The sequence below is a fragment of the Rheinheimera soli genome (assembly GCF_031457405.1).
GTDB classification, from domain to species: domain Bacteria; phylum Pseudomonadota; class Gammaproteobacteria; order Enterobacterales; family Alteromonadaceae; genus Pararheinheimera; species Pararheinheimera soli_A.
On sequence record NZ_JAVDWR010000001.1, the window covers coordinates 494,775 to 521,393 of the forward strand.

Genomic DNA, 26,619 nt, shown 5'->3' on the forward strand with positions numbered 1-26,619 from the left:
GGAGTGATGTTGTATGTTGAACAAAGATCTTGAGTTAACCTTAAATCTGGCGTTTCGGTTTGCGCGGGAAAAACGTCATGAATACATGACGGTTGAACATTTATTATTAGCTTTATTGGACAACCCCGCAGCCGGTGAGGCATTAAAGTCTTGCGGTGCCAATATAGACCGCCTGCGGCTCGACCTGTCGCATTTTATCGATTCAACCACCCCTCTGTTGCCTGAAGACGACGCAGACCGCGATACGCAGCCTACGCTCGGATTTCAGCGTGTACTGCAACGTGCGGTGTTTCATGTACAGTCCTCAGGTAAATCTGAAGTCACAGGGGCCAACGTACTGGTGGCTATTTTTAGTGAGCAGGAATCCCAGGCTGTGTATTTGCTGAAAAAAATCGATATCAGCCGGTTGGATATCGTTAACTATATTTCTCATGGTGTGATCAAAACCGAAAAAATCGAGCATCAGGACGAGCAGCAAGATGAAAACGGTGAGGTGCAGATTGAAGAAAACAAATACCTTGAAAGTTTTACGGCAAACCTGAATATTCTGGCGAAAAATGGCCAGATCGATCCATTGGTTGGCCGGGATATGGAGCTGGAACGCACTATTCAGGTGTTGTGCCGCCGCAAGAAAAATAACCCGTTACTGGTGGGTGAAGCAGGGGTGGGTAAAACCGCTATTGCTGAAGGTCTGGCCTATCGCATCGTCAATAACCAGGTGCCTGAAGTGATAGCCAATGCGACCATTTATTCACTGGATATGGGCTCATTGCTGGCCGGTACTAAATACCGCGGTGATTTTGAAAAACGCTTAAAGTCTTTGCTGAAAGAAATCGAAAACGAAAAAGATGCAGTGCTGTTTATTGATGAAATTCATACGGTCATTGGTGCAGGTGCTGCGTCCGGTGGTGTGATGGATGCATCCAATCTGATTAAACCGCTGTTATCCAGTGGCCGTTTACGTTGCATTGGCTCTACTACCTATCAGGAATTTAAAAACATCTTTGAAAAAGATACAGCGCTGGTGCGTCGTTTCCAGAAAATTGATGTGGTGGAACCCAGCGTGGATGATACCACCCAAATCCTGCAGGGCTTAAAAGAACGTTACGAAGCTCACCATGGTGTGCGTTATACCCAAAAAGCCTTACGTGCTGCAGCTGAGTTATCAGCCAAGTACATCAATGAACGGCATTTACCGGATAAAGCCATAGACGTGATTGATGAAGCCGGTGCCAGTCAGCGTTTATTGCCTGTATCCAAACGTAAAAAAGTGATTAATGTGCCGGAGATTGAGCATATTATTGCCAAAATGGCGCGTATTCCTGAAAAGTCAGTGTCGGCCTCTGATAAAGATGTGCTGGCGAACTTAGACCGTAACCTGAAATTGGTGGTTTTTGGTCAGGATGAGCCTATTGAAGTGTTAACTTCGGCTATTCGTTTATCCCGCTCTGGTCTTGGTAATGAAGAAAAGCCTATTGGTAACTTCTTATTTGCGGGCCCTACTGGGGTTGGTAAAACTGAAGTCACCAAGCAGCTGGCCAAAATTATGGGCGTAGAGTTGCTGCGTTTTGATATGTCTGAGTATATGGAACGCCATGCCGTCAGCCGTTTAATTGGTGCGCCTCCTGGTTATGTAGGTTTTGATCAGGGCGGTTTACTGACAGATGCGGTGTCCAAACATCCGTATTCAGTGGTGCTTTTAGATGAAATCGAAAAAGCGCACTCCGACATCTACAACATTTTGTTGCAGGTGATGGACCATGGCACTTTAACCGATAACAGCGGTCGTAAAGTGGATTTCCGCAATGTGATTCTGGTGATGACCACCAACGCTGGTGTGCAGGAGACGGTGCGTAAAACTATCGGCTTTAAACAGCAGGATCACAGCCACGATGCGTTGGCTGAAATTAACCGTACTTTTAGCCCTGAATTCAGAAACCGTCTGGATGGCATTATTTGGTTTAAACATTTATCCCGCGATATTATTCTGCAGATTGTCGACAAGTTTGTTTGCGACCTGCAGGTGCAGCTGGACAAAAAACAAGTCTCGATGGAATTGAGTGGTGCCGCCCGTCAATGGCTGGCGGACAAAGGTTATGATCAGGCGATGGGCGCTCGTCCTATGGCTCGGGTGATTCAGGAACAGCTGAAAAAACCTTTAGCCAATGAAATTCTGTTTGGACGACTGGCGCACGGCGGTGATGTGCGTATTGATCTGAAAGGGGATGAGCTGGAGTTTGATTATAACGAAGAAGAAGCTTTGGTGTGATCCGTACTCATAACCAGATTTAAAATACGAAAAAACCCGGCCTGGCCGGGTTTTTCTTTATGGAGCAAATAGCGTTAGCGCTATCTGGTTCCGTCAAATCTTAACGTTGACGGAACACGATGCGACCTTTGGTCAGATCGTAAGGAGTTAATTCAACAGTGACTTTGTCACCTGTCAAAATGCGAATGTAGTTTTTACGCATTTTGCCTGAAATATGGGCAATAACTACGTGGCCGTTTTCTAACTCGACCTTAAACATGGTATTTGGCAGGGTATCTAAGATAGTCCCTTGCATTTCAATTACGTCTTCTTTCGCCATTCAGCGTGCCAGCCTCTTATTAAAATTCATTAGTTCAAAAAACTGCCGCAGATTTTGCCGAAAAAGGGCGGATAAGTAAAGCAAGATAGACAGATTTAGCGAAATGAGAGCCATTCTCCGGCTATAAAGCGTTGTTGTGGCAAAAACTTTGCCTTGTAGCTCATTTTTTGACAGTGCTCAATGTAATAACCCAGATAGACAAAATGGATGTTTTCTGTTTTGGCTTGTTCAATCAGCGCCAGAATCGCCAGGGTGCCAAAAGCCAAAGCATGACCAGTCTGGTAAAAAGTGTAGACAGCGGAAAAGGCATCGGCAGTGGTGTCGACTACGGTCACAGCCACTAGATCTTCGCCTACATATTGTTCTAAAAACTGTATTTTCAGCCAGTCAGCTTGCCATAAATACGACATTTGCTCTGGACTGGTCGGCGACATCGAACTGTCGGCATGTTTAGTGTCTATATAGGATTGGTACAAGGCATAGTATTTTTCTGTGCAATCCTCTGTCTTGCTGTGTTGTACCAACTGATATCGCCAGCTCGTGCGTTTGGCTTTATTCCAGAGCCTTCGTTGGTTGCTGTTCAATTGAAATGCCGTAGCTTCGAGTCGCACCGATTGACATTGCTGGCAGCCCTCACAGTAGGTGGTATAAATTTGTTCGCCACTGCGTCTGAAATTCAGTGTCAGCAGTTGCTGGTAAAACTGTGCATCTAAGGGCTCGTCCGGCAGAGTAAATAAGAGACGCTCCTGACGGTCGGGCAGGTAATTGCATGGCTGTTGCTGGCTCACTCCAAGCTTTAAACCTGACATCTCAAAGCTCCAACACAATATCCTGCACCCGCCAGATATCAGCAGGGCAGAGCAGGCTTTTATGATTGGCGAGCAAGGTCAGATAAGTTCTGCGTGACAAAGGCTCTGCTCCTAACTGCTGTAAAAAAGGATTCATCATCTGACAATCAATATAGCCTGTCGCAAAGGATGACAGATGCTGTTGCAGAGCCGCCAACGCAATTTTTGCGGTATTAGGTAAGGTATTAAACATAGACTCACCACAAAACAGTTGGCCGACCATCACGCCATAACAACCACCGACTAATTCGCCGTCAGACCAGACTTCAATACTGTGGGCATGGCCTTGCTGATGCAAAGCGATGTAAGCCTGTTGTATGTCCGGTACTATCCAGGTGCCTTGCTGTGAAGCGCGTGGTGCGCTGCAGGCACGGATCACTGCAGGGAATGCTTTGTTGATGCTGATTTGAAAGCTGGAATTGTGCAATAACTTACGCAAAGTACGGTTAGGTTTTAATACACCGGGTTTAAAAATGGCGCGTTGTGACGGGCTCCACCACAGTAGCGGATCGCCCGGACTAAACCAGGGGAATATGCCGCTTTGATAGGCTTTAAGCAAACGTTCCGGTGATAAATCACCACCCATCGCCAATAAGCCATCCGGTTCAGTCAGAGCCTGACTGACCGGAGGGAATTCAAGCGATGCTTTTGACAATTCGGGTAAATAAATCACCACTATTTACCCTTTAAAGTTCAGAGCTTTTATTTAGCTAAAGCGTCTAAATAACGCTCTGCATCTAAAGCGGCCATACAGCCTGTGCCTGCTGAAGTAATAGCCTGACGGTAGATATGATCGGACACATCACCTGCAGCAAATACACCTTCAATACTGGTTTGAGTGGCGTTGCCTTCAGTACCACTGTGCACTTTCAGGTAACCACCGTTCATTTCCAGCTGACCGGCAAAAATGTCGGTGTTTGGTTTATGACCTATCGCAATAAACACACCAGCTACAGCCACATCTTCAGTCGGCTGGCCATTGGTGGATTTTAAGCGCATACCGTTTACGCCCATATCGTCGCCCAGAATTTCTTCCAGTTCACGGTGGGTGTGCAGAATAATGTTGCCTGCAGCGACTTTCGCCATTAAACGGTCAACCAGAATTTTTTCCGCTTTGAAGGTATCGCGACGGTGCACTAAATGCACTTCTGAAGCTATATTGGCTAAATACAGAGCTTCTTCTACAGCTGTATTACCGCCACCTACCACTGCAACTTTTTGATTGCGGTAAAAGAAACCGTCACAAGTCGCGCAGGCTGACACGCCACGGCCGTTGTAGGTTTCTTCTGAAGGTAAGCCTAGGTACTTGGCAGAAGCGCCAGTGGCGATAATCAGCGCATCACAGCTGTACTGACCATTGTCACCGGTCAGAATAAATGGACGCTGCTGGAAATCGACAGTGTGAATGTGATCAAACAGAATTTCAGTGTTGAAGGTTTCAGCATGAGCTTTCATCCGATCCATCAGCGCAGGGCCTGTTAAACCATGTGGGTCGCCTGGCCAGTTTTCTACTTCAGTGGTGGTAGTTAATTGGCCGCCCGCCTGCATACCGGTCAGCAGCACCGGGTTTAAATTGGCGCGCGCAGCATAAACAGCCGCAGTGTAGCCCGCAGGGCCTGAACCTAAAATCAATAAACGGCTGTGTTTCATAGTGGACATGCATTACTCCGGCATTTTGTATTCAGTGATGTATTCAATGGATTTGTTAATGGGGCCGATTTTATGGCATTGCAACAGCGAGATAAAGCACAACTGCAATTTTTCCAATTTGGGCTCTGGCAAGGAATCCATGCTATGGTATTGTTTGTTTACACCTATTTGCTATTGATCCTCCGCACATGTTGAAATTGCACTATGCGCTGCCTGCTTTTTTTAACTCAGGAGGCCTGAATTGATGAGGTTCAGGCACTGTCATTATGTTCTGTTTCTGTGGCTATTGAGTTGCAGCTTTATGCTGTCTGCTAACGCTCTTTTTACCCGTATCAGCGTGGATGATGGTTTGCCCAATGCCAGCATCTATAAAATAGTACAGGATGATGATGGCTATATCTGGCTGGGGTCAACCAACACAGGTTTATTGCGTTACAACGGCTATGAACTGGAAGCTTTTGACATATTACCGTCCTCTGTCAGTGAGAATATGCTGGTACCAGATATTGATGCCTTATTGATCGATCAACATCAGCAACTCTGGGTGGGCAGTTGGGGCATGGGGTTGAGCAAAGTGGCTATCCAGACCGGAGAGATCACTCATTATTCTGACCGGCCAGATAGCGCTTTGCCTTTAGTCAGCAATTACATTCAAAGCTTGTTGATGGACAAATCCGGCGCTTTATGGATAGGCACCAACAAAGGCCTGCAGCGTTTGTTAGCCGATGGCACGCTGCAGACTATAGGTGCAGCGGACAGTGCTCAGCCTCTTGTTCATCAGCGGATCTGGGCACTGGAGCAAAGCGATGATGGCACCGTCTGGATTGCCACCAGTAACGGTTTACATCAATGGACAGCAAAAGACGGACTCAGTGTTGCCTATCAGGCATTTGGTCCAGGCAACGTTAACAATGAAATGCGTACCTTGTTTGCTCATGGCAACCAGCTATGGGTTGGCGGGCGCAGCGCTTTGTTTCAATTTGACCCTGCCTCATCTGAATTTCGTGCTGTGCCTTTTTATGCTGATGCAATCAGTCCTATCATCAATGTGTTGGTCAGTGATCAACAAGGCAATATGCTGGTAGGGACTTTTGATGGGGTCTACAAATTATCTCTGACCACGGGGCGGTTTGAAGCTTTTGGGGAGCACCGTCTGTTATTACCCGGTATCAATGTGCGTTCCTTGTTGGTCGACCGCAGCGGTTTGTTATGGGTTGGCAGCAGAGAAAAAGGTTTATTTTACGGCAGGCATCAGCCGTCTGCTTTTACTGATCTGACGGAATGGGGCGAACAAGCAGCCACTTTGGCCACTAAACAGCTTACTGCTGTGAAAGTGGAAGATGATTTTTTATGGTTAGGCACAGCGGACCAATTTCATCAGGTCAACCGCAGCACAGGTGCTGTTGCATCTTTTGCTATGTCTGCCCGGGTCAATGCGATCACCAGAACCAGTCAGGGAGAACTCTACCTTGGCCTCGACAATGGTTTATGGCAATTTGATGAGAAAAAGCAACAGCTGGTGCAGCTTGATTCCGGGCAAAGGCCCAACACTACTCAATGGCAAAATGTGCGGGATCTGATTAGCTTGCCTGATGGCAGTTTATGGCTGGGCTTATGGCAAAATGGTTTAATGCGTTGGGATCCTGCCGGAGAACATCAGCACTGGCTGCAGGACATGGCGCAGCAGAAAGTAGGCGACGCTGTGCAGGTGGTGCAGCACATTCAGGGGCAACTCTGGCTGGGCACCCGCTATTCAGGTGCTTTTGTATTGAACCCGGGCACAGGTCAATTACAGGCTTTGGCTGAGTGGTTGCCAGTTCAGCAAGCTTTAGATATTCAATGCATAGCACCTGGTCCGGACAATACGGTGTTGATCTGCAGCAGAAGTGGCTTACTAAGTCTGGACCTGCAAAATCGCATAGTGTCTGTACTGGTGGACGCAGTCAAACTGCCCAGCACTGAATTACTGGGGGCTTACACCGATAAACAAAACAATATCTGGTTGTTATCGGCCTATGGTTTAACCTTAAAACCTTACCGGCAGGAGCGCTTAACTACCTTCACGGAACAAGATGGTCTTAATAGTAAGGAGATGATTTTCAAAGCATTTTCTGTGTCGAAGCGTGACAACTTGTATCTGGGCACAGCCGGAGGTTTAGCCATAGTGAACGCCGAAAGGCTCTGGCTAAACCACTACAAAGCCAATACCCGCATTTCCGCTATCTGGATTGATCAAAAGAAACTTAAACCCGGCATTATGCAAGGCCCCTGGTCTCATATTGAATTAAAACCCGGTGAAAACATTAGTCTGGAGCTGGCCAGTCTTGATTTCCATGACCCTAAACGGAATCAGTTTATTTATCAGCTCGAAGGGGTGGATAACAGCTGGCAACACAATACTGGCTATACCAAAGTGAATTACAGCCTGTTAGAGCCTGGCAGCTATAGGTTCAAAGTACTGGGTTCAAACCAGCATGGCTTATTTACTGATAAAGCTCAGACGCTGACTATCGAAGTTTTGCCTTTATGGTGGCAGCGCGGCTGGGTGATGACAGGCCTTGCACTGATTTTAATACTATTGCTGTTGGCTGGTCATGGCTACAGGCTGAGGCATATGCGCCAAATTAATAAGCTGCTGCAGCAGTCGGTACAGGAAAGAGCCAGCACTCAGACGGTGCTGGAGGCTATGGTAGAAGAACGCACTAAAGCGCTGCAGGACAGCACTGCAACTTTGTCTCTGCGTTCACGACAGCTGGAGCTGAGTTTGTCGCAACTGGCCGAAAATAACAAAGAACTTAAACGGCTGAATAACTTAAAAGATGAGTTTATCTCTACGGTCAGCCATGAACTACGTACACCTTTAACTTCTATTCGTGGCGCGGTCGGATTACTTGCCAGTAAAGCTGTGGACCAGAATTCAGGGCATTACCAGCAATTACTGCACACCGCTTTGGGGAACAGTGAACGATTATCGCAGCTGATTAACGACTTATTGGATTTGCAAAAGTTTGAATCCGGTAACTTTAGTTTGTCTTTTGAAGTGATAGATATGAAACAGCTTGTACTTCAGGCGCTGGACAGTATTGCGCCTTATGCTGCCAAATATCAGGTGAGTTTTCAGACTCAGCTTGCAGAATGTCAAGTGTTGGCCGATCAGACCAGGGTAAGGCAAGTGGTGGATAATTTATTGTCTAATGCCATTAAATTCTCCAGCTCAGGCCAGACAGTGATGGTGCAGTTAAGCCAAAAAGCTGGTTTTATGCGTTTTGAAGTGCAGGATCAGGGCTCTGGTATTCCTGATAATTTCCGCAATCGTATTTTTGAAAAGTTTTCTCAGGCCGATGGCTCCAGCAGTCGCAAAACTGAAGGCACAGGACTTGGTTTAAATATCTGCAAAACTATTATTGCGGCTCATCATGGCACTATTGGGTTTGACAGTGAACCAGAGCGAGGTGCTTTGTTTTGGTTTGAATTACCGCTGACGCAAGAGAGCCAGTCAGAGGTTGTTTAAGCAGCCGCTGACAGCGGTAATACATAACAATACACAGCCAGAAAATGGCAAAGGCTGCCGGCCAGTACAAATAAGTGCCAGATCAAATGATGCATAAACAAGGTTTTTTGCACATAAAACAGCACGCCACCTGAATAAAATAAACCACCTGCCAATAACCACCACATGCCTGCGGCAGGTACATGGGTCAGCATAGGGTTGATAGCTACTATCACTATCCAGCCCATCATCAGATACATCGCCAGCGATAATTTCTGATATTTAGCGCCGGTAAAAAGTTTTAACAGCACGCCAGCCAGCGCAATACTCCAGACTAAGGCAAATAACCACCAGCCCCAGTTGTCTCTTAAACTGACCAGCGTAAAAGGGGTGTAGGTGCCGGCAATTAAAATAAAAATAGCTGAATGATCCAGTTTTCTCAGCCACAGCTTATGCTGCAGGTTATCAATGGCATGATACAACGTAGAGCTGCCATACAATAAAATTAAACTCAGGCCAAAGACCCAACTGCTTAATTGCCGCCAGAAATCGGTATCAGCACTTTGCTGCAGCATCAGATACAAGCCAATGATACTGGCTAACACCCCTAAACCATGGCTGATGGCATGGCTTAATTCTTCTGATGCACTGTAACTGGTCGCTGCTTTCATGTTCTATATAGTGTTCTGAGTTATTGAAAATATCATGTTAACACTGGCTGGATAAAAGCAACCAGCCTGATTCGTTATTTTCGACAGATAGAGGTAAACTAACGACCTTTGTTTTTTATACTAAACAGTAGTCTTTTATGTCTGTGCTTCTTGTGGTCGGTTATGTCTGGCCTGAACCTAATTCTTCTGCTGCCGGCAGTCGAATGTTGTCTTTGCTGGCGATGTTCCGCGCGCAGAACTGGACTGTTATTTTTGCAAGTCCGGCCGAGAAAAGCCCACACCGTTTTGATTTAAGCCAGTGGCAAATTACTGAAGAGCAAATTTTGCTGAACGACAGCAGCTTTGATGAGCAATTAAAACAGTGGCAACCCGATATGGTGATGTTCGACCGTTTTATGCTTGAAGAGCAGTTTGGCTGGCGTGTTGAACAGCAATGCCCTGATGCGCTGCGGTTATTAGATACTGAAGATCTGCACTTTTTACGTTTAGCCCGTCAGCAGGCGTTTAAAGCGGGCAGGGCAGTGACACTGGAGGATTTACACAACGAGCAGGCGCAGCGTGAAATAGCTGCTATTTACCGTTGTGATCTGACATTCATTATTTCAGAAGCTGAAATGCAGCTGCTGACCGAACACTTTAAGGTACCAGCAGAGCTGCTGTGTTACAGCCCGTTTTGGCTGGACGCTGAACCTGAAGCGGATTTACCAACTTTTGAGCAGCGCCAGCATTTTGTCTCTATTGGTAATTTCCGGCATGAACCAAACTGGCAGGCCGTACTATGGCTCAAGCAGCAGATCTGGCCTTTGATCCGCAAGCAACTGCCCAAAGCCGAACTGCATATTTATGGCGCTTATCCGCCGCCTAAAGCCACTCAGCTTCATCAGCCCAAAGAGGGTTTTCTGGTCAAAGGCTGGGCTGAAAGTGCAGCTGAAGTGGTGAAAAATGGCCGGGTGTTAGTGGCCCCTTTGGCTTTTGGTGCTGGCCTTAAAGGCAAATTTATTGACTCCATGGTGCAGGGTACTCCCAATGTCACTACGGCCATAGGCGCTGAAGGCATGTTGCATCAGGGGCAGTGGGCCGGACTTATTGGCGAAACTGCTGCACAAATCGCAGAAGCCGCCGTGCTTTTGTATCAGGACCAGGTGTTATGGCAGCAAAAGCAGCAACAAGGCTTCCGTATTCTGACAGAGCGTTTTGCACAAGAGCAACATCAGCCCAGGGTCTGGCAGCAACTGATTGCGGTGCAGCAACAGCTGTCACAGCACAGATTAATGAATTTTACGGGCGCTATGCTCAGACATCATCAGCATCGCAGCACGCAATTTATGGCGCAGTGGATTGAAGCAAAAACTAAATTGGCAGAGCTGAAACACAGCTTTGCACAGGAGACAACACATGAGTGAAATCAGCCGTCAGGCTTTAGTTCAACTCTTGGATCAGGAACTACAAAGTAGTCTGATCAAAGATTATTGCCCCAATGGTTTACAGGTCGAGGGTAAAAACCAGATTAAAAAAATAGTGGCTGGTGTAACGGCTTCTCAGGCTTTGCTGGATGCGGCTGTAGCAACTGGTGCTGATGCCATTCTGGTGCACCATGGTTATTTTTGGAAAAATGAAGACTATGTGATCACCGGCATCAAAAAACGCCGCTTACAAACCTTGTTAAAACACGATATCAGCCTGATTGCTTACCATCTGCCGCTGGATGTACACCCGCTGCTTGGTAACAATGCCCAACTGGCATTAAAGCTGGGCTTAACCCAGTGGCAGGCAGTGCCAGGAGCCAGCCCGGCAGGCGTCTTGATGCGTGGCACTTTAGCTAAGGCGATGACCAGTCAGCAGATTGCAGATCGGTTGCATTATGAGCTGAACCGCACACCCTTGTTGCACTCAGTGCTGGATAAGCCAATAACAGAACTGGCCTGGTGCACGGGCGGTGGTCAGTCTTATATTGATCAGGCTTATGCAGCAGGTGCAGAATTATTTATCAGCGGTGAAGTGTCGGAGCAAACTATTCATAGCTCACGCGAGCTTGGTATCGACTTTATTGCCGCAGGTCATCATGCCACTGAGCGTTATGGCATCAAAGCTTTGGCTGAATTTGTGCAGCAAAAAACCGGTGTGGTCTGTGAATTTATTGATATCGACAATCCGGCTTAAGGGGTTTACGAAGTGAGTAATAAACAGTGACTAAAAAGCAGCAGGACCGCAGTTTTGATGGTATAGCGGGCAAGTTTCAGAAAAATATTTACCAGACCACCAAAGGCCGCTTGCGCCAGGCAGTGCTTTTGCGTGACTTTGCTGAATGTGCCGATTTACAGCAGCCCAGCCGCATTCTGGATGTAGGCGCAGGCCAGGGCCAACTGGCACTGGCTTTGGCAGCACAAGGCCATCAGGTCACATTAACTGACCTGTCGCAGGATATGCTGGATATGGCGTTACAGGATGCCAAAGAGCGTGGAGTGGAAGCGCAGATCCAATGCCATGCTCTGGCTTTGCAGCAGTTGTCGGAGCAAAAATGGCAGCCTTTTCCTGTGGTGTTATGTCATGCGGTGTTGGAATGGTTGCATGAACCCGCAGAAGCGATCAGGCAACTGCGTGCTTTAGTGCAAAAAGGCGGGCTGGTATCGCTGATGTTTTACAACAAAGATGCTAAACGCCTGAGCAATATTATTTATGGCAACTTTAACTATGTGCTGCGCGATTTGGCCTTTAAGAAAAAAGTCAGTTTAAGCCCGCAAAATCCGCTGCAACCTGAAGAGGTGTATCGCTGGTGCAAAGAGGCTGGTTTTGTAATTGAAGGTAAAACCGGAGTGCGCTGTTTCCATGATTATCTGCGCGACCGCTCAGAGCAGGAAACAGAGTTCGACAACTTGCTGCAGGTGGAACTGCAATACAACAGACAAGAACCTTATGCCTCTATAGGCCGTTATCAGCATCTGTTACTCCGCGCTCTATAAAGATCAGAGCACAGGCTCTGATCTTTAATTTATGGCTTGAAAGCTGAGCCACTTTTCCGCTGCAAATCTATTTGAAATTAAATGTGAAAAAACAGTTGCAGTGCTGAATAAAGCTGTTATTATTAATTCCGTAACGCGAACGGTTATCATTTGCAAAGTATGCAATCAAGTGGGAAGTCTGCGCCCTGCCAGGAAGGCAGCTTGATTTCGTAGGCGGATAAACGCTCTATTACATGTTGTGACCCTATGACAACAACTGTTCCGCTGTTGTTGTCAGACTCCGAAGTCTTTGCCCATCCAAAGACCACGTTCTGGCCCGGCTTTATCAGCCGGGCATTTTTTTGTCATCCCTGTCTTTTGCATCAGTCAGCAAAAGTTGCTTTAAGCAAATTGCAACCATTCAGTCCGCTCAGCGTTGATAAAAAATTGTCCGTTTTATTTGTACAACATCCATCCTGATTCAAATAAGTCCTGCCACTGGCACCGTTGTTGTGCAAACGAGAAAGCAAGGGGCGCGGAATACCTTGCTTTGTCCGGTGATCGATATTCTATGTGTTACGTATTTGTCACGGTGTTTAAGAGCAATGTGGACAAGATAAACTTGTTTGTGAGGGGCAGGCTTTACTGATACCTTGGCAAGAGACATAGGTCATTTTGTCGTTTTCATATGCTCTTCATAATTTTTTACGCCGATTTCGGCACAGGTAGCTGAGGAAATAACTATGACGTTGGAAACAGTAAGATTTGGCGGCGACGATATCGAAAACTCGCTGGCTAAAATGGATGATAAAGCTCTTGATAAACTGGCATTTGGTGCCATTCAGCTCGACGGTAATGGCAAAATCATTCATTACAACGCTGCAGAAGGAACGATCACAGGTCGTGATCCTAAAAGTGTGATTGGTAAAAACTTTTTCACTGATGTAGCCCCTTGTACCCAGAGTAAAGAATTCCAGGGACGTTTTAAAGAGGGGGTTCAGAAAGGCGATCTGAACACTATGTTTGAATATGTGTTCGATTATCAAATGAAGCCAACTAAAGTGAAAGTGCATATGAAAAAGGCGATGACAGGCGATAGCTTTTGGATTTTTGTTAAACGCTTATAAGCTTTAGCTTCGGTCCCTCCCAGTGCTGGCTTTTGCCAGCATTTTTATTCAAATGCACCCCTGAAGGTTAAGGATGTTGAAATGGCCCAGCAACTGACGGTGTCAGATTGCAAACTAGTGCTGCAATCATTATTGAGTGCTGAGTTAAGTGCGTACAGGGGGATAGCTATTCCTTACTGGCAAGAGCCAGCTGATATTGACTCACTGGAACTTTTACATCTGGCCAGTTGCGTCAACGAATTTTTCTGTTTACACGAGACAGGCGCAGAAGATCGTTTATTAATGACAAAGAGCCTGGATGACTGGGCAGCCCTGGTTGCCCACGCGACATGCGAAACCTCAGGGCTTATGTTCAGAACCTCTGGAAGTACAGGCAACCCGACGTCGCATCACCATAAATGGGAGCATATAAAAGCCGAAGTGGATTCATTGGCTTTTGTTTTGCTTTCATCCAAGCCTATAAAACGGGTGGTCAGTTGGTTACCATTACATCATTTGTATGGGTTTATGCTGGGAATGGCGTTCCCTGCTATGGCAACTATTCCACAGTTGGCTGTGACTGATGCTGTGCTGCCAAAACTATCAAGTGGCGACTTATTAGTCACAGTGCCACCACGTTGGGAGTATTTAGCAAGATCACGCCGGGCATGGGAGCCTGCTATTTATGGAGTCTGCTCCACAGGTGAACTATCAGAGCACACAGGTTCAAGTTTGCTAAGCCAGGGATTATCAGGTCTGTTAGATATTTATGGCAGCACCGAAACTGGTGGTATAGCCGCACGTTGGCTGCCGGAAACCTCGTACCAATTATTAAAGCATTGGCAACCTGGCTGCGATGCTCAGCATATTCAACGTGAGAATGATGGGGCTGAGCTGCCGCTGCTGGACAATGTAGAGTGGGACAGCGAACGTCACTTCGTACTAAAAGGCCGCCTTGATGAGGTGATCTCCATAGGTGGCGTCAATGTCAGTGTCACCTATGTAGGGCAGAAGTTGCGTGCCTTGGAAAGTGTTGCTGACTGCACAGTTCGGGTAGCTAAACAAGGAACTCAGCTTCGTTTAAAAGCCTTTGTGATCCCCAGAACCAGTGAAGATGAGACTGCAACAGAGATAAACAATGCTATTAAACTTTGGCCCGCGGCCGAGCGTCCTGTCCAAATCACTTATGGTGCTGATTTACCCACGAATGAGATGGGTAAGCTCACCGACTGGTAAAATCCTGAAGGAAATTTTTTATGCGCTCTGAGCAGCTAACGCTTGAAGATGTTGAAGCCATCGCGCTTGGACGCCAAACTTTGGCGGTGACCGAAAAACAAATGCATGCTGTAGAAAACGCGCATAAATTCCTCTGCCGTGCTATTTCGGACAGAAAACGAATTTATGGTGTGACTACGGGTTATGGTCCTTTAGCGACCACAGAGGTAGACCCAAGACAATCAGCTCTTTTACAGCAAAATTTAGTTCACCATTTGTGCAGCGGTGTGGGGGAGCCTCTTACTCATCCTCAGGTTCGTGCCATGATGGTTGCTCGTTTAATAAGTTTATTGTCAGGGCACTCAGGTGCCAATCCTTTGCTGATTAAACGAATGCAAGAGTGGCTGGATGCAGATATGGTTCCTTTTATTCCATGTCGAGGTACTGTGGGAGCAAGCGGAGATTTAACCCCGCTGGCACATTTGGCAAGAGCCCTGAGTGGAGGGGGAAAAGTAAGCATAAAAGGTGGACTCTGGATAGAAAGTAGGGATGCACATCAGCAACTGGGTTGGCAGCCACTGGTATTAAAAGGAAAAGATGCTATCTCCCTTGTGAATGGAACTTCAGCAACTGTGGGCATAGCGTTATTAAACGCAACAGCTGCAGAGCGGGCGTTAAAATTTAGTACTTTACTGGTTCTGTTATACGCAGAGTTACTCAATGGTCACAGAGAAGCGTTTCACCCGGCTATTGGACAGTTACGGCCTCATCCAGGTCAACAAAAGCTACACAGTTGGCTATGGAGTTTGTCTGCCAGCAGTGATGCTTTAGTCCCGTGGTGTGCAGAGTCCGGGAACCTTAATCTGAAGGGCGAGGATATTCAGCAAAATCAGCCGCTGTTGCAAGATGCTTATACCTTACGTTGCGCTCCACAGGCATTGGGGGCTGTTCTTGATGTGATTAGCCAGCATGCGACAACAGTAAATATTGAACTGAGTGCTGTGACTGACAATCCGCTGCTGTTTGCTGAAGATGAGCTTATTTTACATGGGGGCAATTTTTTTGGTCAGCACCTGGCTTTTGCCAGCGATCATTTAAACAATGCACTGATCCAAATGGCGCTATATAGCGAACGCCGTATTGCGAGGATCACTGATCCTTTAAGAAATAAAGGGCTTCCGGCGTTTATGCAGCCTCTTGATACAGGGTTGCATAGTGGATTTATGGGAGCGCAAGTCTGTGCTACGTCACTGGTCGCTGAGCTGCGCAGTCAAGCGATGCCAGCCTCAATTCAATCCATCCCGACCAACGCTGATAATCAGGATATAGTGCCCCTTGGTACTATTGCCGCCAGAAGAGCAAGCACCAGTTTGACTCAGCTTTATCAAATATTGGCTATTGAAGCCCTGGTGTTGGTGCAAGGGGCTGAGCTAAAAACTATCCATTCGCTTAGCCATTCGTCACAAGTAGTGTGTGCCTGGTTAAGGCAGTATGCATTGCCACTCAAAGAGGACCGCCCTTTGTCAGAGGATATAACCAGAGTCGCAGAGGCCCTTATTGATCCAGACAAAGTGAAGTCGTTGATTGATCTTTTAGCCTGAGGTTACCCAAGTTTGTAACTCTATGTCTGAAATTCGCTCTGGAGTTACATCTGTTTTATAAATTTATGAATTTAAGAGTAAAAACTGCTTTGATACATAAGCTTGATGCCGTAAGAAAACAAACACAGGGTGAAAAATTAAAAACCAACACCCTGTGATGAACTGTGTTATGGTGGCTTCAGTCTGCCATTTCTAAGCCCGACTCTCACCCGGGGCTTCCTCCATAGACTTTGACTGATTTCAGAAAGTTAAAAAACCTGAAATGTTTTTAACCCATTCCCTCTCCAATTTAACCTTTAGACGTTGTGACGTACAGGCTGATGATTCTTAGCTGCAATTTGTTGCGCGGAATTTTTGCTGTGTGCGTTACCGCACGGAAGTTAGTGTGAACTACAGCGGCATGATCAGGCCCTTTTTGCCTCGTTGTGCTTACTAATCCACTTCATCTGAGGACTTTAATGCCTACAAAAACCACACCACATCCGCAGCAAAATCATTTGCTGGCGGCGTTGTCGCCTGAGGTTCAGGCTCGTTTATTTCCACATCTTGAGTTGGTTTCTTTGCAGCTGAACTCAGTGATGTATGAATCTGGTCGCCCTATGCGGCATGTCTACTTTCCAACAGACGCTATTGTCTCATTGCAGTACATTATGGAAAACGGTGCTGCGACCGCAATTCTGGTGGTCGGAAACGAAGGCTTGTTGGGCATTTCGTTGTTTATGGGCGGGGCGAGCACGCCAAACCGTTCATTGGTGCAAAGTGCTGGTCATGCCTATCGCCTGCCCCGACCTCAGGTAAAGGAAGAATTTAAGCGGCATGGCCAGTTATTGCAGCTGATGCTGCGTTATACCCAGGCCTTGATCACTCAGGTGGCTCAGACTGCGGTGTGCAACAGGCACCATTCCATAGATCAGCAGCTGTGTCGCTGGCTACTGCTGTCGATGGATCGTTTAACCCATAACAACCTGTCGATGACACAGGAGTTTATGGCCAATATGCTGGGTGTACGCAGAGAAGGTGTGACTCACGCTGCAATAAAGTTGCAACAACAGGGAGCTATTACTTATTCGCGTGGACATATCAAGGTGCTGGACAGAGAGCAGCTCGAAGCGCTGAGTTGTGAGTGTTACGAAGTCGTGAAAAAAGAAACAGAACTTTTACTGCCTTATTTGCCGCAGCGGCAGGTCATCACCAATGTAGCTGCTATTCCAGTGGTGGTTTTGCCAACTACAAAAGCCTGAAGCATAAAGCAGTAGCAAAACACTGCTCCATTAAAACAAAGCCGTTATAAGAAAGCGGCCCCTCTGAGTCGTATCAGACGGGCCAGAAACCATCTCTGTATCTGCTCAAAACCCTAATCAAACTCAAACTTGTAAAGCACATCTACGGCACTGTCTATGCCTTGTACTGCTTCCAGATAGAAGTTTTTCATCAGCTCGTACCTTAAGGTAAATTCGCCCAAAGAGTTAAAAATACCTACACCGTATTTCAGTTGCAGTTTGGGGGATAAATAGCCGCTGACTGTCACTTGTGAGTCGTCCCCCGTGCCTGCAGTATCAAGAGTAAATTGTTCAAAACCTAAGGCCTGACCTAACTGGCTGACCATACCATTGCTGTTGGCTATACCCAGGCCAATTAAACCGCTGGTCAGTGGGTTACTTTTGCTGTCACCACTGCCTGACAGGTCACGCCCCATCAGCAAGTAAGACAAAGCGTTGGCCTGAGGTTTAGATGGCTCGGAAAAAATGACCACTGAGGCCTGATCGGCAGGGCCGTTGACTCTGATCCCGGCTATCACGTCATCTTCAGTAGAAGAGGGATTACGAATGGCTTCGATATTTAAAAACGGCTGGTCAACAGGGCCGTTAAAGATCAGCTTGCCTTTGCGGATCAGCAAATCCTGACCGTAAGAACGGAAAGTACCATCGAGAATATTCACTTCGCCGCGTAAGCGTTGTTGCTGCTCATTCTGACTAAACAGCAACTGGCCTTTTAACCGGCTTTTTAAACCAAAAGCCTGCAGCCTTACTTCATCCCCTAAGATCAAACGCATTTCAGTGACTAATTTAACTGAACTGGTCACAGCACCACGGCGCACTTCCAGTTCTTTGTTCAGCAGAATTTCGTCAGCTGAGATCTGCACAGCGTTTTGTGGCAAGTCATCTATGGCCAGTTCAGCACGCGGAATTTGCACTGTGCCTTGCACTGCCACCACCTGATTTTGCGCCAGTACTGTAATTTCTGGATTGATATAGACCACGCCTTGCGACAAGTTCAGGGGTAATTGCTGACCACTTAAAGCCAGTCGGGCCTGATAGTTTTTTAAATCAAACCAGTCGGCATAGCCTGATAATTGGGCTTTGCCTTCACCACTTTGAATATCGGCGGTTAATATGGCTTTTTGCTGTAAAAAATCCAGCTGCATACTGCCTTGCTCAATGTCCAGTGGCGCATTGGTACCGTGCAGTTTAACCTCAGTGACGTTGATCTGACCGGATAACAAAGGTCTGTTCAGAGTACCGCCGGCACGAACCTGACCGTTTAAGGTGGCGACAAATTCACTTTGCTCCGGTAATAAAGTACGTAAAAAGCTTAAATCCAGTCGATTTAAGCTAAGTTCTGCTTCAAGTTTTTTATCCTCTGCAGTTAAATCCGGCAATGAAGCAGAGCCTTTCAGAGAGCGGTCTTCACTAAACTGCATTTGCCAGTCGCTGGATAGCTTTTTTGGAGTCAGCTGCACTGCTGCATTCCAGCCTTGCCATGGCAGTTGCAACGGATTCACATCCGTTTGTCGCCAGTGGCCTGCTGTACCTGTGAGCTTCACTGATGCATTTAAACCTTGTTTTTTACCCCAGTTCAGTTGCAGATCTGCGGCCGCTTCACCTGTCAGTTGTTGGGATTCGCCGATAAAAGGCTCCAGCAGCGCCAGTTGAAACTGTTGCAGTTTCACAGATAAATCGCCCTGACTGCTGCTGATGGTACTGGGTTTTTCCAGACACAGCTGTCCAGGTTCAGAAGTCCAGCAATGCGCTGGTAAAGCCAGTTGTTGTTTGGGCCAATCCAGTGCTATCGGCAGGGGGTCGGCCAAAGCCCAGTGACCTACAGGTGTTTGCAGCTGCACTTGCTGTACGCTGATCTGCCATTGTTGTTTCGGTTTAGCTGTGGCCGCTGCCTGCAGCTGGGCTTTGTAGTCAGCTGCGTCCAGTTGCAGTACCAGATCGCTGCTGTTTTTATTGCCTGTCATAAGCAGTTGAGCAGAATTTAATGTCTGGCCAGACAGCATGCCTTTACCCAGCGTCAGCTCTAGCTGGTGATCCAGATTATTGCTGTTGATTTGTGCATTCAGGCTTAGGCTCTGCAAACGCAGTAGTTTTTTATAGCGCAGCTTTTGTGCCTGTAATTTTAGATCTACAGCAGGGGAGTGCTGTGGCCCTGTGACTTTTGCTTCAGCGCTCAGGCTGCCCTGAGCACCCGCAATTGAGCTCGCCAGATCAGGTGCTGTGACAGAAAGCTGCATCAGCCATTGATCCGTGACTTCACCTTCGGCTTTGATGCTGTTGTTGCCATGTTGCAGTATCAGGGTTTTGCTGCTTAATTTTTCTACATTTAAGGCTTTGCCTTTGGCACTCAGTTGACCAGACAAAGACAATGGCTGCTGACGCACCTGGCCCTGAATAGCTAAAGCGGGCAATTCCAGTTGCCATTGCTGCTGGTGGTAACTGGCTTTGACTTGAAGATCACCACTTAACTGGCCTGGGTACTCTTTTAGCCAGGGGTCCAGTTGCAGTTTGTCCAGCGCCAGCGTGGCATCCACTGCTAATTCTTTGGTTAAATCCAGAGTTCCTGCACTGCTGACAGAGCCCAAAGAAGAGGTCAGGCTCAGTGTTGACCAGCTTAATAATGGCGCTTGCCAAAGTGCTGTCAGTTGCAACTGGCTGTCGGGCAGTTGCGGTAATTGCTGCTGGCTTTGCACTGAAAGCTTCAGATCCGCTAATGAGCCTTGTGCATCCAGAGTCACAGCCTGCAGTTTGTATAAGGCTTCACCTTGCAGTGGCCATTGTAAACTGCTGGCGTTCAGTTGCAGTGACAGCGGTAATCCGGCGCTCAGCGGAGCAATCTCTATCTGTGCTGTGGCTTGCTGAGTGCCTGTTAACTCCAGCTTGAGTTGTAACTCCTCAAGTGAACCTGCAATGCTGCTGTTAAGCACCAGTGAGCCACTGTCTGCTTTGATAAACCCCTGCACTGCAAAAGGAGTGGAGTTGGTCAGGCTAAGTTGTGCTTCGGCATTGAGCTGATGGCCTTGCAAGTCAGGCAAACTGGTTTCCAGTCGGATCAGTTGCAGCGCAGTTAATTCAAATTGATCCGGGTTGGCTTGCAGTGAAAAACTAAGCTGCTGTGCAGAAAATTGCTGAGCACCTGTGATTTCAGGCTGGAGTAAAGTGAGTTTTTTTATACTAAGCCATAAAGGCAATTCAATGCGCCTGAGCTCCGGCACCTGATAATGCCACCAGGCTTCTGTACTGGCTGTTGTGCTTTGTTGCGGAATACTTTCAGGCAATTGCAGTTGTAATTGCTCTAGCAGAGTCTCGCCCAACTGTATCTGCTGACCACCGAGTTTCAGCTCTGTGCTTAAGCTATTCAGGCTCAGTCGCAGCTCGCCTTGTTGCAAGGTCAGATCACTGATGTGCAGCTGGTTAATACTGACTTTGGGGAATTCCAGCAGGGTATCTTCCGATTGAGCTGCAGGTTCAGCGGTCGGACTGAATACAAGATGCACACCTTGCACTGTGGCTGTATCTATACAAATTTCAAAACGGCCTAAACAATACCAGCCTACTTTCGCTGTCAGGGTGTTGACCCTGAGTTCAATACCCTTTTGTGCAAAGTGTAGATCAGTCAGCGTAAAACCTTCGGCCAAAGTGCCGCTGATCTGACCCAGTTGCACCGGGCTATGCTCTGGTACAAGTTTGAGCAGGAGTTGCAAAGGTTTGTTGGTGTAAAACAACGCAACAAGACACAACAACAACCCTAAACCTAAGGCTAAAAAGAATTTTTTAATACTAAAGGCTGAACTGATGTTTTTTACATCAGCTCCTGTATTTTTCTCCACACTCATAACTCTGGCCCCAAACTAAAATGCAACTGAAAGGCCTGGTCGGAGGGCACATCCAGCCCCCAGGCAACATCAATACGAATAGGGCCAACAGGGGAGGCCCAACGCACACCTAAACCTACACCACGGTAAATCTCCGCTTTGTCATTCCAGGCGCTGCCCGCATCAAAAAATGCAGCCGCCCACCAATTGCCTGACACCCTGTATTGATACTCGAGCGCTGCTGTTGCCAGATAACGGGCACCCAACAGCTTGCCATCTGCGTCGACAGGTGAAATGGACTCGTAGGAATAACCACGAATGCTGTTATCACCGCCGGCAAAAAAACGTAATGAAGGCGGTAGTTCGGTGATGGCTTCTCTGAGTACGGCTCCTGCATCAAAACGCACCAGATAACGATGGTCTTCAGAAAAAGAACCGATCCAGCCGACCCGGCTGCGTATCCGCACAAAACTGCTGTCTGATCCCCAGGCCGGGTCAGAAATCTCTGTAGCAATTAAGTAGCGGCTGGCTTCTGATGGCATGCTGCCACCACTGTTCCAGCTTCGGCTAAAAGTGACACCAGGCATAATCAGATTCGCGCTGCCCGACTCCAGCCCTTGTTCATAGTCTTCGTACAGCCAGCGCAAGGATACTGTTCTGTACCAGTCGTCTGCCAGCAACCAGTGCCGCTCCAGAGCTATGTTGTATTCCTGACTGCGGGTATCTTCTATATCTTTATTTTTTATACCAAAGTTCAGTTTGTAGAAGTCGTTACTGACGTTTTTCTTTGGCCATTTATAACCCGCTTCAACGGTTTGTTCAGGACCAGACAGCGCCATTCTGCTGTTAAAACTATGGCCTCTGTCATTTAGCCAGGGCCTGTTCCAGTTCAGCTTAACGCGTGGACCTAAATCTGTGGAGTAACCTACACCAGTTTCTACTGTATTACGGATTTGTGGCTCCACTTTAATAGTGACGGCCAGCTGTTGTTCAGCATTTTCCGGTTCATCGACTGTGACATCTATAGTGCGAAACCAGTTACTCTCCGCCAAACGTTGATTCAGCTCGCCCAATTGACTCGACAAATAAGGCTCGCCGGGTTGAAAGGGCAGCATAGATTGTAATCGTTCGTCACGAATCTGGCTGCCTTCAAAAGCAACTTCACCAAAGTGATAACGTGGGCCCGAATCAAATTGAATATGAATAAAACCCTGTAACAAGCGAGGTGCCACTGAGAGTTCTTGCTTGACAAATTTCGCCTGAAAATAGCCGCGGCGAAGCGCCAAAGAGTTCAACTGATTTTTGATTTCTTCATAGCGGCCATGATGCACCCTGTGATTCACTTTAGGGCCCACTTGCTTTACCAACTGGATGAATTCAGGATCTGTGGAGGCTTCACCTAAAATTTCCACTTTGACGGACTTCAGCCGCAAAGCTTCACCTGGTTTAATAGTCAGCCGGAGTTTTTGTGTTTTATCTTTACCCACCAGGCTGGGTTCAATAGTCATGCGGTAATAACCTACAGCACGGCCTGCAAGTTTGACATCTTCAATGACTTTGTTTTGAAAACGTCTGGAGCCCAGGTTGTTTTTCGCCGGTAACCGGTCAAGATAAAGTTCAATATTCTCGGCAAGGGGGCCTGAAACGCCCTTGAGTTCTATTTGTGGATGCGCTGCTGCGGCAGAGGCGGCAAGCAGCGCCAGAATGGCCAGAGTCCTGTACAACAAAATGCGAACTATCCTTTGTGTTAATACCGGACCAGCAAGGTCCGGCTTGGCTCTAAGAGTATAACAGTATGAGAGAGTTCAGTACGTTTTCAAACGCTTAACAGACCAATTGCGTAGACTAGTTGCCTGGAGCTCTACTCTTTCACTCGTGCAAATAAAAAGGTTTTTAGCAGCAATGACCATTCGGGTTCCTTGCCATACATACGGATCCCTAATTCAAAGACTCTGCTGGCGGCATTTTTCAACCAGAACAAGCAAGCAATCAATAACACCAGAGATAACACCCACTCCCACCAGGGCACAGAAACTGTGGCCATTCGCATCGGCATAGCTGCAAAAGAGGTGAGCGGAAATAAACTCAGTATATGCATCAATGTGCCCTCAGCGTTATCCATAGCGCTGAACACTATGCCCAGAGGAACGCTCGGTAAAAACATAATGATCGAACGACTGGAATGGTTTGGGTCGTCAATAGTAGCGGCAAAACCAGCCATAAAACTGTTGATTATCAATAAACCTAAACTGACAAAAATCAAAGCGCTGGCCAGTTCTGACGGGCTGATCGGCAATACAAAAAAACCTTTGCCTTTCATCATAGAAATGGCCTGCAGCATAATGTAAAAAAACAAACCTGTGGTGATCATACTTTTTAAGCAAAACAGCGAAATACCTAAAATTTTGCCGTCAATCCATTCTTTGCTGCTGATCAGGGTCAATAATTGTTCAGTGACTCGTTGCTGTTTTTCTGTGGTAATGGCGGTAAACATAAAGCCAAAACCTGAAAATACACCAACAACCATCAGCAGCAGCAGGCCGCCGCTGACTAATTTTTGTTCTTTGTTTTGTTGGACTGAATCTTTTTTCAGAAAAACCAGCTCTGTATCAGGCAGGTTATCTACAATCTCTTTTTGCTCTGTAGTGAGTGGTAATTCGCCAATTCGTTGCTTTTGCAACCAGCTCTGCAGTTCCGGAGTCAGTTTGTCCTGCCAGCTGGCACTGGATTGTGCTGTCATCACCAGCTTATTGTCCTGCACCTGTACCACTAAGTCCCAGACATCACCCACACCTGAGAGTGCTGTTTCTGCAGAATCAGCAGGAATTTGGCTAAAACTATAACCACTGACCTTGGGTGCTGCTGCCTGACTAACCAGTGCAATTTTATAATCATTGTCCAGCCAGGTTTTTACCACTGGCCAAAGGGCGGAAAACACTAAAAAGGCCGCCAGTATAGCTACAGTGATAAGCTCTTGTTTCCATTTAAAATAACGTTGAAACTCAAAGACGGCTATAGTCCATAATTTCATGCTGCAACTCCTTCTGCATCTTTGGGCTGAGATACGGGCTGTTGTTGATTGTGTTGCTGCACTGCGGTCAGATACAACTGATGCAAACTGGGTTGAATACGGCTGAAATCCGCCAGCTCTGCCACAGCGCTGAGTTGTTGCAGTAACTGACTGACACTTACATCTGGTTTTAATGTCAGTTGGAATTTGTGGCCGTCTATGGCTTTTGCTTCTGCCACCGCAGTTAAGTGAGCCAAAGCCTCAGCAGGGAGCTGCTGTTCAAAACAGACTTCGAACCATTGTTGTGGGTCTAACTGCCGGCTGACTTCTGTCAGACTGCCCTGAGCCACCAGCTGACCTTTATTTAACAGCAGCATCTGATCGGCTAAGCGTTCAATCAGCGCCATCTGGTGTGCGCTTAAAATCACAGTAGTGCCACTTTGTTTTAATTCAGTCAGAATGGACAACACATGCTCCTGATTAACCGGGTCCAGACCTGAAAAGGGTTCGTCCAGAATTAACAAGTCAGGTGCATGCATAACGCAGCTGATCAGCTGCACTTTTTGCTGATTCCCTTTGGATAATTTAGTCAGGTTGTCATCCATTTTTTCCAGCAGATCAAGCCGGGTGCACCAGTGAATCAAGGCTGTGCTGATCTCTGCTGTGGTCATGCCCCTTAATTTACCAATATAGGTCAGGTTTTGGCGTACCGTTCTGTCCTGATACAGCCCTCTGTCTTCTGGTAGATAGCCGTAACAACGTTGAGGCAAAGTGCTGAGTTCTTCCCCTTTATATTCAATACGGATCTGGCCTGCATCGGGTCTGGTTAATCCGACCAGCATACGGATAAGTGAAGATTTTCCTGCGCCGTTGGGGCCAAGCAGCGCAAAAATCTGGCCAGACTGAACGTCAAAACTAATGCCATTAACCGCTTTGACCGTGCTGTAGCTTTTTTCTATCTGAAAGGCAGAAATCCTGAGCATGATCTGTCCTTACAAGCAAATAAGTGGGGGAATCCCAAGCATATCAATGCTCATGAGGTAACAACAACTGGAAAATGTGACAGGTTATTAACCTTCCCTCTGTATTCTGCTGTTGTCAGCACTTTGTCATCTGCCTTGGTTAGAATGAGCTTTCGGGTTATCAGAGCAGGATGGGACTCATGATCATCAAAAGCCAAATGACCATAGTAGTGCTGCCAGGCCTGGATGGGACCGGCACTTTGTATCAGCACTTGGCTCAGCAACTGGCACCGGACTATGAGCTTCAGGTGATTGCATATCCTTTGGATCAGCTGTGGGGTTACAGTGAGTTACTGGACTACATCCGGCCTCAACTGCCGCAAAGCCCTTATTTGTTGTTGGCCGAATCTTTTTCCGGCCCTTTGGGCATAATTCTGGCTGCAGAAAAACCGCATTACTTAAAAGCTCTGGTGTTGTGCTGTACTTTTGGCCGGAATCCGTTACCTGCTATTAAAGGTCTGGCAAGTGCTGTGGATAAACTGCCTTGGAATGAACTGGTGCATCACTGGACTGCATTATGGTTGCAAGGGCGATATGCCAGCCCGCAGTTATCTGCCTTGATGGGAAATGCTCTGATGATGGTGCCAGAGCAGGTGATTAAACACAGGGCTAAACAAACGTTGCAGGTGGACGTACTGACAGAGTTTGCTACTTTGACTTTACCTTTGATGTATTTGCAGGCCCGGCAGGACCGGCTTATCTGGGCTTTTAATGCAAAAACCTTAAAAAAACTGCAACCTGGTATGCAGCTTGTCAGACTAGATGCTCCACATTTTTTACTTCAGGCCGTCCCGGAGCAAGCGGCCTGGCAACTACAACTCTTTATCGAAGAGCATCTTGTTTCAGCACAGCCACCACAGTCGGTGCAAATAGCCTGAGCCAACTGCTGTGCTGTTAATGCGCTGGAGTTTTATCCGACTGAGCTGTCAGTAAAAACAGAATTTTATCCATATTCAGCTTTTCATAAGGCATGAAGCGCTCAGGTTTACCCTCACGCAAAATAGATAAATGATCAGCGGTGAAGGCCAGCACTGCAGTAGACGTGGTGATGGTATTGCCTTCTACTTTGTACTGGCAGTGCGCCAGATCTAAAAAAGCCAGAATACGGGTACGGATACTTGTCATCATGGGTTGAGCTCCGGTGTAGCGCTTTTTAATAATAATCCCTGGTGGTGTACTACTTCTCTCACTCCGGGAGGAGTTCTCATGCAATGGCTCTGACAAAAGTTAAGTGACTTTGTTCCTTTGGCTGGACAAAAAGCAGAAAAATTACGATGAATGCAGCCTGAACTCCGTTTAGCCGCTGGTATTTTGCGATTGATTAAATAAAAGCGTTCGTTTATTAATGTGTTTGTAACATTATTAACTTCTAATGTTTAGCCGT

Annotated in this window: 20 protein-coding genes; 10 read left to right on the forward strand and 10 right to left on the reverse strand. The window is 47.1% G+C overall.

Features of this window, described 5'->3' with window-relative positions; all coding sequences use genetic code 11:
- Positions 1–13 precede the first annotated feature (13 nt).
- Entirely contained in the window at positions 14–2,269 is a 2,256-nt protein-coding gene (gene clpA / locus J2W69_RS02260; protein ID WP_008899356.1) for an ATP-dependent Clp protease ATP-binding subunit ClpA, read from the forward strand.
- A gap of 100 nt (positions 2,270–2,369) precedes the next feature.
- Here clpA and infA read toward each other — a convergent pair whose 3' ends face one another.
- The 4 genes from infA to trxB all read right to left on the reverse strand — a co-directional run bounded on the left by infA (position 2,370) and on the right by trxB (position 5,095).
- Positions 2,370–2,588, reverse strand: a complete 219-nt coding sequence (infA, locus tag J2W69_RS02265; RefSeq protein WP_008610216.1) for a translation initiation factor IF-1 — start codon at positions 2,586–2,588, stop codon at positions 2,370–2,372.
- 95 nt (positions 2,589–2,683) lie between these two features.
- Positions 2,684–3,397: an arginyltransferase gene (locus J2W69_RS02270; protein WP_310274142.1), complete on the reverse strand. Its 714-nt coding sequence runs from the start codon at positions 3,395–3,397 to the stop codon at positions 2,684–2,686.
- Between the two features lies 1 nt (position 3,398).
- Positions 3,399–4,112, reverse strand: a complete 714-nt coding sequence (gene aat / locus J2W69_RS02275; RefSeq protein ID WP_310274144.1) for a leucyl/phenylalanyl-tRNA--protein transferase — start codon at positions 4,110–4,112, stop codon at positions 3,399–3,401.
- 26 nt (positions 4,113–4,138) lie between these two features.
- The gene (gene trxB, locus J2W69_RS02280) at positions 4,139–5,095 is read right to left on the reverse strand and encodes a thioredoxin-disulfide reductase (protein ID WP_310274146.1); all 957 of its coding nucleotides are present in this window, start codon (positions 5,093–5,095) and stop codon (positions 4,139–4,141) included.
- Positions 5,096–5,387: 292 nt separating this feature from the next.
- On the opposite strand from trxB, the gene J2W69_RS02285 reads away from it, so the two are divergent.
- On the forward strand, positions 5,388–8,597 hold the full coding sequence (locus tag J2W69_RS02285) for an ATP-binding protein (RefSeq protein WP_310274148.1): 3,210 nt from the start codon (positions 5,388–5,390) through the stop codon (positions 8,595–8,597).
- On the opposite strand, the gene trhA is transcribed toward J2W69_RS02285, so the two are convergent.
- Positions 8,594–9,247, reverse strand: coding sequence for a PAQR family membrane homeostasis protein TrhA (gene trhA / locus J2W69_RS02290; protein WP_310274150.1), 654 nt, complete (start codon positions 9,245–9,247; stop codon positions 8,594–8,596). The two genes, J2W69_RS02285 and trhA, sit on opposite strands and share 4 nt — an antisense overlap.
- A gap of 137 nt (positions 9,248–9,384) precedes the next feature.
- On the opposite strand from trhA, the gene J2W69_RS02295 reads away from it, so the two are divergent.
- The 7 genes from J2W69_RS02295 to J2W69_RS02325 all read left to right on the forward strand — a co-directional run bounded on the left by J2W69_RS02295 (position 9,385) and on the right by J2W69_RS02325 (position 17,349).
- On the forward strand, positions 9,385–10,650 hold the full coding sequence (locus J2W69_RS02295) for a glycosyltransferase (RefSeq protein ID WP_310274153.1): 1,266 nt from the start codon (positions 9,385–9,387) through the stop codon (positions 10,648–10,650).
- Positions 10,643–11,407, forward strand: coding sequence for a Nif3-like dinuclear metal center hexameric protein (locus tag J2W69_RS02300; protein ID WP_310274156.1), 765 nt, complete (start codon positions 10,643–10,645; stop codon positions 11,405–11,407). Before J2W69_RS02295 ends, J2W69_RS02300 begins: the two co-directional genes overlap by 8 nt.
- Positions 11,408–11,433: 26 nt before the next feature.
- Positions 11,434–12,207, forward strand: coding sequence for a methyltransferase domain-containing protein (locus J2W69_RS02305; RefSeq protein ID WP_310274158.1), 774 nt, complete (start codon positions 11,434–11,436; stop codon positions 12,205–12,207).
- A gap of 722 nt (positions 12,208–12,929) precedes the next feature.
- Positions 12,930–13,313: a photoactive yellow protein gene (gene pyp, locus J2W69_RS02310; RefSeq protein ID WP_310274160.1), complete on the forward strand. Its 384-nt coding sequence runs from the start codon at positions 12,930–12,932 to the stop codon at positions 13,311–13,313.
- An 81-nt stretch (positions 13,314–13,394) separates the two neighbouring features.
- Positions 13,395–14,528: an AMP-binding protein gene (locus tag J2W69_RS02315; RefSeq protein WP_310274162.1), complete on the forward strand. Its 1,134-nt coding sequence runs from the start codon at positions 13,395–13,397 to the stop codon at positions 14,526–14,528.
- 20 nt (positions 14,529–14,548) lie between these two features.
- Positions 14,549–16,108: an HAL/PAL/TAL family ammonia-lyase gene (locus J2W69_RS02320; protein ID WP_310274164.1), complete on the forward strand. Its 1,560-nt coding sequence runs from the start codon at positions 14,549–14,551 to the stop codon at positions 16,106–16,108.
- 458 nt (positions 16,109–16,566) lie between these two features.
- A complete protein-coding gene (locus tag J2W69_RS02325) occupies positions 16,567–17,349 on the forward strand; it encodes a Crp/Fnr family transcriptional regulator (RefSeq protein ID WP_310274167.1) in 783 nt (260 codons plus the stop codon).
- A 113-nt stretch (positions 17,350–17,462) separates the two neighbouring features.
- On the opposite strand, the gene tamB is transcribed toward J2W69_RS02325, so the two are convergent.
- The 4 genes from tamB to J2W69_RS02345 form a co-directional block, all read right to left on the reverse strand.
- Positions 17,463–21,224 (reverse strand): autotransporter assembly complex protein TamB, encoded by a 3,762-nt coding sequence (tamB, locus tag J2W69_RS02330; RefSeq protein WP_310274169.1) that lies wholly within the window; start codon positions 21,222–21,224, stop codon positions 17,463–17,465.
- Positions 21,221–22,930: an autotransporter assembly complex protein TamA gene (gene tamA, locus J2W69_RS02335; RefSeq protein WP_310274172.1), complete on the reverse strand. Its 1,710-nt coding sequence runs from the start codon at positions 22,928–22,930 to the stop codon at positions 21,221–21,223. Before tamA ends, tamB begins: the two co-directional genes overlap by 4 nt.
- 134 nt (positions 22,931–23,064) lie before the next feature.
- Positions 23,065–24,234 carry an ABC transporter permease gene (locus tag J2W69_RS02340; protein WP_310274174.1) on the reverse strand — a complete coding sequence of 390 codons (1,170 nt, stop codon included), beginning with the start codon at positions 24,232–24,234 and terminating at the stop codon, positions 23,065–23,067.
- Positions 24,231–25,196: an ABC transporter ATP-binding protein gene (locus J2W69_RS02345; protein ID WP_310274175.1), complete on the reverse strand. Its 966-nt coding sequence runs from the start codon at positions 25,194–25,196 to the stop codon at positions 24,231–24,233. The genes J2W69_RS02340 and J2W69_RS02345 overlap by 4 nt, the downstream gene beginning before the upstream one ends.
- A gap of 179 nt (positions 25,197–25,375) precedes the next feature.
- Here J2W69_RS02345 and J2W69_RS02350 point away from each other — a divergent pair, with 179 nt between their 5' ends.
- On the forward strand, positions 25,376–26,113 hold the full coding sequence (locus J2W69_RS02350) for an alpha/beta fold hydrolase (RefSeq protein ID WP_310274177.1): 738 nt from the start codon (positions 25,376–25,378) through the stop codon (positions 26,111–26,113).
- A gap of 16 nt (positions 26,114–26,129) precedes the next feature.
- On the opposite strand, the gene J2W69_RS02355 is transcribed toward J2W69_RS02350, so the two are convergent.
- Positions 26,130–26,363, reverse strand: a complete 234-nt coding sequence (locus tag J2W69_RS02355; RefSeq protein ID WP_310274179.1) for a hypothetical protein — start codon at positions 26,361–26,363, stop codon at positions 26,130–26,132.
- Positions 26,364–26,619 lie beyond the last annotated feature (256 nt).